The organism is Notoacmeibacter marinus (genome assembly GCF_002238045.1).
Classification (GTDB): Bacteria; Pseudomonadota; Alphaproteobacteria; order Rhizobiales; family Rhizobiaceae; genus Notoacmeibacter; species Notoacmeibacter marinus.
The window spans coordinates 640,913-654,169 of record NZ_NBYO01000001.1; the positions used below are offsets into that span (position 1 = coordinate 640,913).

At 64.2% G+C, this 13,257-nt stretch carries 11 protein-coding genes; 10 read left to right on the forward strand and 1 reads right to left on the reverse strand.

Features of this window, described 5'->3' with window-relative positions; translation table 11 throughout:
- Positions 1–4 precede the first annotated feature (4 nt).
- The 10 genes from rdgB to olsB all read left to right on the forward strand — a co-directional run bounded on the left by rdgB (position 5) and on the right by olsB (position 10,441).
- On the forward strand, positions 5–688 hold the full coding sequence (rdgB, locus tag B7H23_RS02995) for an RdgB/HAM1 family non-canonical purine NTP pyrophosphatase (protein ID WP_094075894.1): 684 nt from the start codon (positions 5–7) through the stop codon (positions 686–688).
- The gene (gene hemW / locus B7H23_RS03000; RefSeq protein ID WP_094075895.1) at positions 685–1,887 is read left to right on the forward strand and encodes a radical SAM family heme chaperone HemW; all 1,203 of its coding nucleotides are present in this window, start codon (positions 685–687) and stop codon (positions 1,885–1,887) included. The genes rdgB and hemW overlap by 4 nt, the downstream gene beginning before the upstream one ends.
- A 40-nt stretch (positions 1,888–1,927) precedes the next feature.
- Complete coding sequence (rsmI, locus tag B7H23_RS03005) at positions 1,928–2,860, forward strand: 16S rRNA (cytidine(1402)-2'-O)-methyltransferase (RefSeq protein WP_094075896.1); 933 nt, start codon at positions 1,928–1,930, stop codon at positions 2,858–2,860.
- The gene (locus B7H23_RS03010) at positions 2,853–3,236 is read left to right on the forward strand and encodes a YraN family protein (protein ID WP_094075897.1); all 384 of its coding nucleotides are present in this window, start codon (positions 2,853–2,855) and stop codon (positions 3,234–3,236) included. Before rsmI ends, B7H23_RS03010 begins: the two co-directional genes overlap by 8 nt.
- Positions 3,237–3,669: 433 nt before the next feature.
- Positions 3,670–4,608: a class I SAM-dependent methyltransferase gene (locus tag B7H23_RS03015; RefSeq protein ID WP_420814459.1), complete on the forward strand. Its 939-nt coding sequence runs from the start codon at positions 3,670–3,672 to the stop codon at positions 4,606–4,608.
- Entirely contained in the window at positions 4,605–5,462 is an 858-nt protein-coding gene (locus tag B7H23_RS03020; RefSeq protein WP_094076839.1) for a TrmH family RNA methyltransferase, read from the forward strand. The genes B7H23_RS03015 and B7H23_RS03020 overlap by 4 nt, the downstream gene beginning before the upstream one ends.
- Positions 5,463–5,506: 44 nt before the next feature.
- Complete coding sequence (gene lspA / locus B7H23_RS03025) at positions 5,507–5,986, forward strand: signal peptidase II (RefSeq protein WP_094076840.1); 480 nt, start codon at positions 5,507–5,509, stop codon at positions 5,984–5,986.
- Positions 5,987–6,065: 79 nt separating this feature from the next.
- Positions 6,066–7,058 (forward strand): acrylyl-CoA reductase (NADPH), encoded by a 993-nt coding sequence (gene acuI / locus B7H23_RS03030; RefSeq protein WP_094075899.1) that lies wholly within the window; start codon positions 6,066–6,068, stop codon positions 7,056–7,058.
- A 95-nt stretch (positions 7,059–7,153) separates the two neighbouring features.
- Positions 7,154–9,394 (forward strand): ATP-binding protein, encoded by a 2,241-nt coding sequence (locus B7H23_RS03035; protein WP_158215750.1) that lies wholly within the window; start codon positions 7,154–7,156, stop codon positions 9,392–9,394.
- Positions 9,395–9,595: 201 nt separating this feature from the next.
- Complete coding sequence (gene olsB, locus B7H23_RS03040) at positions 9,596–10,441, forward strand: l-ornithine N(alpha)-acyltransferase (RefSeq protein ID WP_476703823.1); 846 nt, start codon at positions 9,596–9,598, stop codon at positions 10,439–10,441.
- Between the two features lie 9 nt (positions 10,442–10,450).
- Here the strand turns inward: olsB and mutS are convergent, their stop codons facing one another.
- The gene (gene mutS / locus B7H23_RS03045) at positions 10,451–13,165 is read right to left on the reverse strand and encodes a DNA mismatch repair protein MutS (protein ID WP_240534951.1); all 2,715 of its coding nucleotides are present in this window, start codon (positions 13,163–13,165) and stop codon (positions 10,451–10,453) included.
- Between the last annotated feature and the right edge of the window lie 92 nt (positions 13,166–13,257).

Sequence of the window (13,257 nt, forward strand, 5' to 3'; positions counted from 1 at the left end):
GCCGATGGCCGATCCGATTGCCCTTTCGCGCGGCGACACGCTGGTTCTTGCCACACATAATGCCGGCAAGCTGGCCGAGATCACCGATCTGCTTGCGCCCTACGACATTACGGTCAGGGGCGCGGCGGAACTCGGCCTGCCGGAACCGGAGGAAACCGGTGACACGTTCGAAAAGAACAGCGCGCTGAAGGCCCTCGCCGCGGCGGAAGCGACCGGTCATATCGCGCTTTCGGACGATAGCGGATTGTGCGTGGCCGCTCTGGGCGGCGCGCCGGGGGTCTATACCGCGGACTGGGCCGAAAAGGAGGACGGGTCGGGCCGCGACTTCGCCATGGCAATGCAGAAGGTGGAAACGGCCCTGAAAGAATCGGAGGCGAGAAGCCCGGACGAGCGCCGCGCCCAGTTCGTTTGTATGCTTTGCCTTGCCAGTCCCGACGGGCGGACGGAATTCTTCCCCGGCATGGTCGAAGGCGCGCTGGTCTGGCCGCCACGCGGCGAAAACGGGTTCGGCTACGATCCGGTCTTTCAGCCGGAAGGCCATGACCGCACCTTCGGCGAAATGGACAAGTCGGAGAAAAAGGGTCAGACCCGCCAGGGCGATGCGGGACGGGCCGATCTCGGTCTGTCGCACCGTGCCCGCGCCCTAACAGCCTTCCTCGCCGCCAAGCTGCCGACGCAAGCCGGATGAGCGCGTCCGCCGATCTTGCCTTGCGCACACCTTCGCCGATCAATGGCGACGATGGCGCGCCCGGCTTCGGCATCTATCTGCATTGGCCGTTCTGTGCGGCCAAATGCCCCTATTGCGACTTCAACAGCCATGTCCGCCATGCGCCGCCCGATCAGGCGCGCTTCGCCGCCGCTTTTGCGCGTGAGCTTGCCACCATGCGGGAGGCAACCGGCCCGCGGGAGGTGACATCGGTTTTCATCGGCGGGGGCACGCCCTCGCTGATGGCGGTGGAAACCGTCGCGGCCGTTCTGGAGGCGGCGGACCGCCAATACGGGCTGCCGGACGGCATCGAAATCACCATGGAGGCCAATCCGCAAAGCGCCGAGGCGGACCGCTTCGCCGGCTATCGCGCCACGGGTGTGAACCGGCTGTCGCTCGGCGTGCAGAGTCTCATCGACACCGATCTGCGGTTTCTCGGCCGTCTGCACGACGTCACCGAAGCGCGAGCGGCCATTGAACTGGCGCGCACCATTTTTCCGCGCCTTTCCTTCGACCTGATCTATGCTCGCCCCGGCCAGACGCTGGAAGGCTGGACGACGGAGCTGAACGCGGCAATCGATCTGGCTGCCGATCATTTGTCGCTCTACCAGCTCACCATCGAGGACGGCACCGCCTTCAAGCGTCTTCACGACGCCAGGAAGTTCCGGCTGCCGGAGGACGGGCTCGCCGCCGATCTCTACGCCCTCACCCAGGAAATCACGACCACGCGCGGGCTGCCGGCCTATGAGGTGTCCAACCACGCCATGCCTGGCGCGGAGAGCCGGCACAACCTGACCTATTGGCGCTATGGCGAATATGTCGGCGTCGGACCCGGCGCCCATGGCCGGTTCCGTTTCGAGAACGGCCGCCGCGTGACCATGGCCGAACGCCATCCCGAACGCTGGCTGGAGCAGGTCGAGCGCGTTGGGCACGGCACCGCCGAGATCGAACAGCTGACCGAATACGAACAGGCCGACGAGATGCTGCTGATGGGCCTGCGGCTGACCGAGGGGCTGGATCTGGCCTGTTATGAAGCGATCGCCGGGCGGGATCTCGCGCCCGAAAGGCTGACGCTGCTGATCGACGAAGGCTTCGTCGAGCCGCTCGGCAACAGCCGAATCCGCGCCACCCGCGCCGGCATGGTGGTCCTTGACGCGGTGGTTGCCGATCTGGCGGCGTGATGGCGATTGCCTCCATCGCATCGCTTTGCGACAAGCAGTCATGAGCAATGCCCAAATCAGGGCCGATGCCGGTCCTAACCCGAAAGACAGCCGTCGCTACCTGATCGGCGGGCACAGCTTCTCTGCCCCGCTCCTGCCGGCTGCGCTGCATCTGGTGGCGACGCCCATCGGCAATCTGTCCGACATCACGATCCGGGCGCTGGAAGTGCTTGCCGCGGCGGACATCATCGCCTGTGAAGACACCCGCACCAGCCGCGTGCTGCTGCAACGCTACGGCATCACCGGAAAGCTTGCCGCCTATCACGAACACAATGCGGCAAGCGCCGGGGCGAAGCTGATCGCCGCGATTGCGGACGGGCAAAGCGTCGCGCTGATCTCGGATGCCGGCACGCCGCTTCTGTCCGATCCCGGCTACCGGCTCGTCGACGAAGCGGTGGAGGCGGGCATTGCCATCGTGCCGATTCCGGGCCCATCCGCTGCTCTGGCGGCGCTGACCGCCTCGGGCCTGCCAACTGATGCCTTCTTCTTCGCCGGGTTCCTGCCTTCGAAGGCCAAGGCCCGCGCCGACCGGCTGGCGGAGATCGCCGCCATTCCCGGCAGTCTCGTCGTCTACGAATCGCCGCGTCGCCTATCGGAAAGTCTCGCGACCATGACCGAAGCATTGGGCGGCGACCGGCCAGCCTGTGTCGGCCGCGAATTGACCAAGACGTTCGAGGAATTTCGGCGCGGCTCGCTCGCACACCTTGCCGGGCATTACGCCGAAGCCGGTGCACCGAAAGGCGAATGCGTGGTCTGCGTCGGCCCGCCCCTGCCGGTCGCTGCGCCGGAGGGAGAGGTGCTGGACACCCTGCTGCGCGACCTCTCCGACGAATTGCCGGCGGGTAAGGCGGCCGCCGAAGCGGCGCGGCAGACCGGCCTTGCCAAAAGCGATCTCTACAAGCGGATCGTCGAACTGAAGGCCGGCAATGGCTAGGGCGCGGCAACGCCATGGGTTGAAGGCGAAAAGAGGTTTCCTAAAGCGCGGCGCGCGCGGCGAGACGCTGGCGGCCTGGTTCCTACGCCTGAAGGGCTACCGCATTCTCGGCCGCAATGTCCGCACGCCGCTCGGCGAGATCGACATCGTCGCCAAACGCGGCGACGTGATCGCCATCGTCGAAGTCAAGGCGCGGCCGACACTGTACGAGGCAATGGAGGCCGTGACACCGACCGCTCAGCGCCGGATCGCCAACGCTGCCGACCTTTGGCTTGCCAAACGGCGCGACGCCCGGAAGCTGTCGATCCGCTTCGATATTATCGCGGTGGTCGGGCGGAGATGGCCCATTCACATCCAGAATGCATGGCATGGTTGATTTAGATATTAGTAAAATTGATACCCGATCCGCGAAGAGCGTTGAAAAATACGCTAATCGATTATATTTGTTGCCAAAGTGTGGATCGTCTGTGGATAAGCAAAGGCCCATCTGCGGTTGATTCCGGTGGATCGCATCGATTGACCGAACTTTTCGTTCACCCAATAAGCTCCTCCTGTTCACCCGTGAAACCGCGTTGCGACCCCACTTTGCCTATGGCACAAGCTCGGCCCATGACATCTGTTCCGCCTGGTAACAAATCGCGGCGCGGCAACAACGTTCGAGGCATGGCATCATGAGCGCGCGCGATACCAATCGGCGAAAACGAAACCCGGCGCGCGGGCCAGTTGGTTCCAAGTCTGATCCGGAGAGGAAGGCGAGCCGCCAACGCAGAAACGACGATTCCTCAGCGGCGAAGAAGCCCGACGCGACCATGCAGCCTCACCTTCCCCGACCGCCGGGCAATCTGCCTGCCGAGACACTGCCGCTCATTCTCGAAGTGAAAGGCGATACTGACTACGCGCTGCTGGATTCGGGCGACGGGCAGAAGCTGGAGCGATACGGCCCCTACCGCATCGTCCGCCCGGAGGGACAGGCGCTTTGGAGGCCGGCATTGCGGCAGGCCGAATGGGATGCAGCAAACGCCATCTTCACCGGCGACACCGATGAGGAAGGCATGGGGCGCTGGCGCTTTCCGAAGATGCCTCTTGGCGAGACCTGGCCGATGAAACATGACGGGATCGATTTTCTCGGCCGCTTCACCTCCTTCCGCCATGTCGGCGTCTTTCCCGAACAGGCGACGCATTGGCGACATATGGCCGGGCTCATCGAGAACGCCGGCCGGCCGATCAAGGTGCTGAACCTCTTCGGCTATACCGGCCTGGCATCGCTCGTCGCCGCACGCGCCGGAGCGGAAGTCACCCATGTCGACGCCAGCAGGAAGGCGGTTGGCTGGGCGCGCGAGAACCAGCTTCTGGCGGGACTGGACGACAAACCGATCCGCTGGATCGTCGAGGACGCCATGAAATTCGTCGAGCGCGAGGGCCGGCGTGGCAACAGCTATGACATCGTCCTGCTCGATCCGCCCGCTTTCGGACGCGGGCCAAAGGGCGAAGTCTGGCAATTGTTCGAGAGCCTGCCCGCCATGGTCGCCGGATGCCGGGCGATCCTCTCGGACAAACCGCTTGCGATGGTCCTGACCGCCTATTCGATCCGCGCCTCCTTCTACGCGATCCATGCCCTGATGCGCGAGCGGATGGCCGGCATGGGCGGACGCGTCGAATCCGGCGAACTCATCATCCGCGAACACGGTGAGGATGCCGGCGGACGGGCCATCTCGACCTCGCTGTTCTCCCGATGGGTGCCGGCATGAACGAGGCGGCGAAGGGGCCGGGCCGGCCGGGGCGCGTCAAGGAGATCACGGCGCTCACCAATCCGACGATCAAGGCGATCCGGGGCCTCGACCGCAAGCGCAACCGCGAGGCGGAGAACAGCTTCCTCGCCGAAGGGCAGAAGCTGGTGATCGATGCGCTCGATCTCGGCTGGACGGTCAAGACCCTGATCTACGCCAAGAATGCGCGCGACCATGCCGGCGTCGCCGATCTGGCCGCCAGGGTCGTGGCGCGGGGCGGCGACGTGCTGGAAGTCTCCGAAAAGGTGCTTGGCGCGATCACCCGGCGCGACAATCCGCAAATGGTAGTGGGCGTCTTTGCCATCAAATGGGTCAACCCGGATAAGTTGCCGCGCGACGACGACACGGTGTGCGTGGTTCTCGACCGGGTGCGCGATCCCGGCAATCTCGGCACGATCATCCGAACCGCCGATGCGGCGGGCGCAGCGGGCGTCATCCTCGTCGGCGACTGCGTCGATCCGTTTTCCATCGAGACGGTCCGCGCGACCATGGGCTCGCTTTTCGCCGTGCCCGTCGCGCGGATGAGCGAAGAGGCGTTTCTGTCGTTCCGGAACGACTGGCCCGGCAAGCTGATCGGCACGCATCTGGAGGGATCGGTCGATTACCGCACCATTGGCTGGGCGGAGAGCGAGCCGCTGCTTCTGCTTATGGGCAATGAAAGCCAAGGGCTTCCCGATACGCTGGCGAAAAGCTGCGACATACTGGCGCGTATCCCGCAGGCCGGGCGGGCCGACAGTCTCAATCTCGCCGTCGCGACCGGGCTGATGCTGTTCGAGGCGCGTCGCCACGGCCTTTCCATCGAGGATCACCCATGAACGAGCGTCCGCAGTCCGCGCCGCAGAATACCCGCAGCGACGAGATGAAGGCTTTCGGCTGGGCCGTGTTTCTCATCTTCGCCCTCGTAGTGATCGACCAGACCGTGAAGATCTGGGTCGAAGCCTATATGGAATATCATCAGGAGATCGAGCTTTTGCCGGTCTTCTCGCTGTTCCGGACACATAATACGGGCGTCGCCTTTTCCATGCTCTCCGATGTCGGACCGGGCCTGCTTACCCTTCTCTCACTGGCGATCTCGGCCTTCGTTCTCTGGCTGTTGTGGAAGACGCCGCGCGATCATCGCGTCGCCCGTCTCGGCTATATGCTCATCATCGCCGGCGCGCTCGGCAATCTCATCGACCGCGTCACTCTCGGCTATGTCGTCGACTATTTTCTTTTTCATACCGAAAGCTGGTCGTTCGCCGTCTTCAATCTCGCGGACGCCTTCATCACGGTCGGCGCGATGCTGGCCGTTCTTCAGGAAATTCTGATCTGGCGGGCATCGCCACGAAAACCCTCCTAGGATCAGGTCCGATTTGACTGGCGCGGCGCCGACCGCAAATAGACGTTCATCAACAAGTAGCCGATCCGGGAGGGACCGCATGGCCGACGAATTCAAAGCAATCCTCATCACCAGGGGCGACGGCGACGAGCAGACCGTCGAGGTCACGACCATCGGCGAGGACGATCTGATGGAGGGCGACGTCACCGTGCGTGTCGAGGCCACCACCGTCAATTACAAGGACGGGCTGGCCATCACCGGGAAGAGCCCGGTCGTTCGCCGCTTCCCGATGGTGCCGGGAATCGATTTTGCCGGCACGGTGGAGACGAGCGACCATGCCGACTGGAAGCCCGGCGACAAGGTGATCCTGAACGGCTGGGGCACGGGCGAGACCCATCTCGGCGCCTATGCCGAGAAAAGCCGCGTGAAGGGCGACTGGCTGGTCGCTCTACCCGAAGGTCTGTCGGTCAAGGACGCCATGGCGATCGGCACCGCCGGCTACACCGCCATGCTGTCGGTGCTCGGGCTGGAAGATGCCGGCTGCAAGCCCGACGATGGCCCGGTCCTTGTGACCGGTGCGACAGGCGGCGTCGGCTCCGTCGCCGTCTCCATTCTTTCGAAGCTCGGCTGGCACGTCATTGCCGCCACCGGCAGTCCAGAGAAGCGCGCCGACTATCTGAAGGGTCTCGGCGCATCCGAGATCATCGACCGCACGGAACTGAGCGAGAAGGGCCGCCCGCTTGGCAAGGAGCGCTGGGCTGCCGCCGTCGATGCGGTCGGCAGCCATACGCTCGCCAATGTGCTGGCGCAGACAAAGCATGGTGGGACCGTCACATGCTGCGGCCTTGCGCAGGGTTTCGACCTGCCGACCACCGTGATGCCCTTCATCCTTCGCGGCATCGCGTTGAAGGGCATCGATTCGGTGATGGCGCCCAAGGCGCTGCGCGAGCGCGCCTGGCAACGCCTCGCTACCGATCTCGACAGAGAAAAGCTGCAGTCGATCACCACCGAAATCGGCTTCGACGACCTCATCCCCTATGCGCGCCAGATCATCGAAAGCGGCATCCAGGGACGCGTCGTCGCGACCTTCTGACAAATTCGAGGCAAAAGCGACAAAAACGCCCGATCGTTAAAATGCGAACGATCGGGCGAAGTGTTCGGCAAAACTCCTGCGGTAGCGTCCTCGACATGACGACCGAAACCGCTCTTTCCCTGCCGCCCGTCCATGAAGCGTCCGATGCGCCGTCGCACGAAACCGTGACACCGCCGCCATTGCTGGACGACAAGTTCAAACCGGATCTGGAAATCGACGAGCCGACGCTGAAGGAAAGGCTTTGGCAGGCCGGGTTCCTTGTGCTTGCGCTGGCCGTTTTCGGCGCCGCTGCGATCTTTGCAGTCGGCGACGCCGGGCGCACGGCCGCGGCCGTCCTGGGTTTTGCCGCCTGCCTCTTCTTCCTTGCCGGAATGACCGATACGGGCCTTTCCAAACGGCTCAAACTGAACCGCGCCTTCCTTCTGGCGCGAGCCCGCAATGCCGAAGCGCGTCAGCTGTCGTTTCTCCGGCTATCCGAGGCGGCGGGCGATCTGTGCATTCAACGCGACGACAAGGGCACGATCCTTTGGGCCAACCAGAAATTTGCCGAGCTGTTCGGCCTTTCTCATTGCGATGCGTTGAAGGGCTGTACGCTACGCGAACTCGGCTTTGGCGGTTCACTCGAAACGGACGACCGGAGCGAAATCACACTTCTGACCAATGGGGAATATCGCTGGTTCGCCTTCACCGATCAAAAGGATGAAAAAACCGGTATTCACCAGTCGATCGCGCGGGACATCACGGCGCATCGCAAGGCGGAACAGGCGCTGATCGACGCACGCGAAAAGGCCGACGCGGCCAACCGGGCCAAAGGTCGTTTCCTTGCAACCGTCAGCCATGAGATCCGCACACCGATGAACGGCATTTCCGGTATGTCGAAGCTGCTCGCCGACACGACGCTGACCGACGAGCAGCGCACCTATGTGAACGCCATCGATGGATCGGCGGATGCTTTGATGGTGCTGATCGAGGATCTGCTCGATTTCTCCAAGATCGAAGCGGGCAAGCTGACCATCGACGAAGCGCCGACCGATCTACGCGAACTGACCGAAAGCGTCGCCGAGCTGCTGGCAAGCCGCCATGCCGATAAAGGCATCGTCATCAATGCCCGCACGGCCCGCAACGTGCCGAAGACCGTTCCCGCCGACGCGGGCAAGCTGCGCCAGGTTCTGCTCAATCTCGTCGGCAACGCGGTCAAATTCACCGAGAAGGGCGGCGTGACCATCGACGTCGCCATCGCGCCGACCGATGATGGCAGGGGACGCCTGACCGTCGCCGTGCAGGATACCGGTCCCGGTCTCAAGCCCGCCGATCAGGCCAAAATCTTCGGTGAGTTCGAACAGGCCGACAATTCGGAGACCCGCCGTCACGGCGGCGCCGGTCTCGGTCTCGCTATCTCAAAACGCATCATCGCCGCTATGGGCGGGACGATCACGCTTAAAAGCAAGCTTGGCAAGGGGTCGACCTTTACCATCGAAATCCCGGTCGACAGTGCGCCGGTCGATGCGGCTCCGCAACGGTTCGAGGGCCATTGCGTCGTGCTGCTTACCGATCCGGTCGAAGGCGATATTCTGCGCCGCATGCTGGAAGACGAAGGCGCAAGCGTCGTCTGCGTCGGCTCGCGCGACGATGCGGCAGCGCAACTCGAAGCGACCGGTGGCCTGCTGCTCATGGCGGCGGCCCGGCAGACCGAAGACGATGCGGGCGACCGGCTTTCGGCCTGGCTGAGCACCGACAAGACCGGGGCCATCACGCTGATCGACGCGATCGACCGCGGCCGTTTGTCGACGCTTCGCGAGGCCGGATTCGACCACTATCTTGCACGCCCGGTGCGCGGCCAGACATTGCTTCGCATCGCACGCACCGCGCTCGATGAGCGATCGGAAGCCAAAGCGCCAGCTCCTGCTCCGGTCGCGGCGAAAAAAGGCGGAACGCCCAAACTGGTGCCGAACGGTCAGAGCGGCCGGCGCGTTCTGGTGGCCGAGGACAACCCCGTCAACGCCCTTCTGGTCCGTTCCGCACTTGCCAAGGGTGGTCATCTTGCCGAAATCGTCGGAACCGGCCGTGGCGCTGTTGAGGCAATCCGATCCGGCGAACAGTTCGATCTGGTGCTGCTCGATCTCCACATGCCGGAAATGGGCGGGATGGAAGCGCTCGATCTCATCCGCCAGTCCGAAGAGGCCAATGGCCAGCCTGCCATGCCGATCCATGTGCTGACTGCGGACACGCAGGAGGAAACCGTGAGCATCGCGATGCAGCGCGGAGCCAATGGCGTGGTCCACAAGCCGATCAACCCGGTCGACCTCGTTGCGCTGGTGGAGCGCGCCACGGCATAGGGGTAGCATCTGCTCTTTTCCCCGATCGACCCCTGTCATAGACTTGTCGTGCAAGCGTATTAGTCAGGCCGCGACAGAGCGGTGGAGGATGACATGGCTGTTGGCGTTTCCCGGATACGGAAAATCATCGATCCGCGTCAGATCGTCCCATCGCCGTTTCGGGTATTTCCGCTCCGTTGGAAGGAAGCGCGCGGCGCAACTGTGCCGGCGGCACCGAAGAACCTTTTGCATGAAGCATCGATACCGCCGATCCTCGGACATAGTGGCAGCCTCATGGTGCGCCTGGCAACAAACCCGTCCGAGGTCGAGGCGGCCCAGCGCTTGCGGTCGACAGTATTCGATACGGCGGAAAGGCGGACAAGCGCCGCGACCGACCCGATCGATCGGGATATGTTCGACCACTATTGCGATCATCTTATCGTTCTGGACGAAGCGGCGGGCGGCTCTCTCATGAACCAGATCGTCGGAACCTACCGCCTTCTGTCGCCGGAGGCTGCGCTCAAGGCTGGCCGCTTCTATTCCAGCGCCGAGTTCGACCTGCCGGCGCTCATGGCGCGCCATCCGAACCGCCGTTTTCTGGAACTCGGCCGCTCCTGCGTTTTGCCGGCCTATCGCGGCAAGAGGATCATCGACCTGCTTTGGCAAGGCATCTGGACCTACTGCCTGACCCATCGGATCGATACGATGATCGGCTGTGCTTCCTTTGCCGGCACGGTGCCGGCGGCTCACGCCGAGGCGCTCTCCTTCCTGGCCCATCATGCGCCGGCCGACCGGGCGTTTGCCTGCCCGGCCGTTGCCGGACGCGGCATCCCGACCGACATGATGCCGGCCGAAGCGCTCGCGACCAAGAGAGCACTGGCGGCCATGCCGCCGCTCGTGAAGGGCTATCTGCGTGTCGGCGCAACCTTCGGTCACGAAGCCGTCATCGACGAGGATTTCGGCACGGTGGATGTTCTGACGATCCTGCCCGTCGAGCGGATCGCCGGACGCTATCTCAACCATTTCACGCCGAAGGCGAAACCTGCCGCGCCAGCGCTCGCGGCCTGAAGCCGGCCTTTATTTCGCGAGGCTCTTCTTGAGACGGTAAAGCGCGTCCAGCGCTTCGCGCGGCGTCAGATCGTCGGGCTCGATCCCGTCCAACATTTCGGCAATCGCGTTCTGACCGGGATTGATGGCGGCCTTTGCTCTACCTTCGGTCTCCACCTGGCGGACGGCAGCAGAAAAGAGCGGCAGATCGTCAACCAGTTTCGCTGCGCCGGAGCCGGACGTGCCTTCCGCCTCGAGCCGGTCGAGCACCGTCTTGGCACGCGCCAGAACGCTTTTCGGCAGGCCAGCGAGCCGCGCGACCTGAACGCCGTAGGACCGGTCCGCCGCGCCCTTGCCGACCTGGTGGAGGAAGATCACCTCGCCTTCCATCTCCTTGACCCGCATCGTGACATTGGCGAGCCGGGAGAGGGTTTCGGCAAGCGCCGTCATTTCGTGGAAATGGGTCGCGAAAATTGCCCGACAGCGATTGGTCTCGTGCAGGTGCTCGGCCGTCGCCCAGGCGATGGAGAGCCCGTCGAAGGTCGAGGTGCCGCGGCCGATCTCGTCGAGGATGACGAGCGAACGTTCGCCGGCCTGGTTCAGGATCGCCGCCGTCTCGACCATCTCGACCATGAAGGTCGAGCGCCCGCGCGCCAGATCGTCGGACGCGCCAACGCGCGAGAACAGCCTGTCGACAATGCCGATATGCGCCGCCGTCGCCGGCACATGGCTGCCCATCTGCGCCAGGATTGCGATGAGGGCGTTCTGGCGCAGAAAAGTACTCTTGCCGCCCATATTCGGGCCGGTCAGCAGCCAGAGCGCACCGGCATTTGCGCCCTCGGGCGGTGACAACAAGCAATCGTTGGCGATGAAGGCGTCGCCCTGCTGGGCGCGAAGCGCGGCCTCGACGACGGGGTGGCGGCCGCATTCCACCTCGAAGGTCAGGCTTTCGTCGATTGTTGGCGCGCTCCAGTTTTCCGCCTCTGCCAGTTGGGCGAGCCCTACCGAAACATCGATCACGGCAAGGGCGTCGGCGCCGGCCCGCAGCGCATCCGTTTCTTCGAGGACGGCGGCGGTAAGCCGTTCGAAGATGGCGGTCTCGATCATGAGCGCCTTGCCGCCCGCATCGGCGATACGGCTTTCCAGTTCGGCCAGTTCGGTCGTGGTAAAGCGCATGGCGTTGGCCATCGTCTGGCGATGGATGAAGCGCGCCTTTGCGTCGCCTTCCGTCAGTTTCACGCCATGGCTCGACGGCACCTCAATATAATAGCCGAGCATATTGTTGTGCCGGATCTTGAGCGCCTTGATCGCCGTTTCGGCGGCGAGGTCTGCCTGCATCGCCGCGATCACACGGCGGCTGTCGGAGGCAAGAGAGCGCTGGGCGTCCAGTTCCTCGTCGAACCCTTCCGCCACGAAGCCGCCATCGCGGGCCAGAAGCGGCAGATCGTACGCCAGCGCTTTGCCAAGAAGGCGTGCGAGGTTCGGTGGTAGCGCGCGCAGCGCCTTCTCGGCCGTTTCGAGCTCTTCGGGCAGCGCCGCCTCGCCGAGCCGTTCGACCAGCGCGGCGGTCGCCTCCAGCGCGGTGCGGATTGCGCCGATATCGCGCGGACCGCCGCGTCCGAGCGACAGGCGCGACAGGGCGCGCATCATGTCCGGCAGACCGCGCAGAACAGTGCGCAGCTCATCGCACAAGGCGCTTTCCTGGCGCAGAAACGTCACCGAGCGCTGTCGCCTGACGATCCGGTCGGGATCGGTCAGCGGCGCGGCCAAGCGCTCGGCCAGAAGGCGCGCGCCAGGGCCGGTCACCGTCCGGTCGATCACCTTCAGGAGGCTACCGTCGCGGCTGCCGGCAGAAGTCCGCGTCAGTTCGAGGCTTGCCCGCGTCGCCGCATCGATGAAGAGCGTGGAGGCGCCCTCCTCACGCTGCGGCGGCGACAGCGGCACGCGCGCGCCAAGTTGGGTCTTCTCCACCCAGGCGACCACACCGCCCATGGCACTCAGTTCGGCGCGGGAAAACTGGCCGAACCCGTCAAGCGTCGAGACGGAGAGAGCGCGGCAAATGCGCTCGCCGGCGGACGCGCTGTCGAAGAGAGCTGCGGGCTGTGGATTGGCGGTTCGGCCAAGCGCATCCCAGACCGGTCGGAATGCGGCGTCTTCGAACAGGCTCTGCGGAACCAGAATCTCGCGTGGATCGATTCGTAAAATGTCCGACAGAAGCCGGTCCGACCCGCTCATCGCGGTGCGGAACGCGCCGGTGGAGATGTCGATCCAGGCGAGAGCCGGATCGGCCTCACCCTTCACCCGCCCAACGGCAAGAAGCCAGTTCGGCTCGCCGGGCTCCAGAATATTCTCTTCGGTGATCGTGCCCGGCGTGACGAGCCGCGTCACATCGCGCCGCACCAGTGTCTTGCCGCCGCGCTTCTTCGCTTCGGCCGGATCCTCGACCTGCTCACACACCGCGACGCGGTGGCCGGCGGCGATCAGTTTCTGCAGATAGTCGTTGGCGGCATGAACCGGTACGCCGGCCATCGGAATGTCGCGGCCCAGATGCTGGCCCCGCTTGGTCAGGGTGATGCCGAGCGTCCGCGCGGCGATTTCGGCATCGCCGAAGAACAATTCGTAGAAATCACCCATGCGGTAGAAGAGCAGGCTGTCGGCATTGGCGGCCTTGATCTCGATGAACTGCTCGATCATCGGCGTCGCCGAGGCACGGCTGTCCGGCGAGACAAGCTCATTAAGGTTCATGCTCGCTTGCGGTTCTGCCATAAGGGGTTAACACTCTTTTGAGACCGACGGCCAAAGGGGGAGGCGCCGTCGGCGCGTAACACCTATGCCGA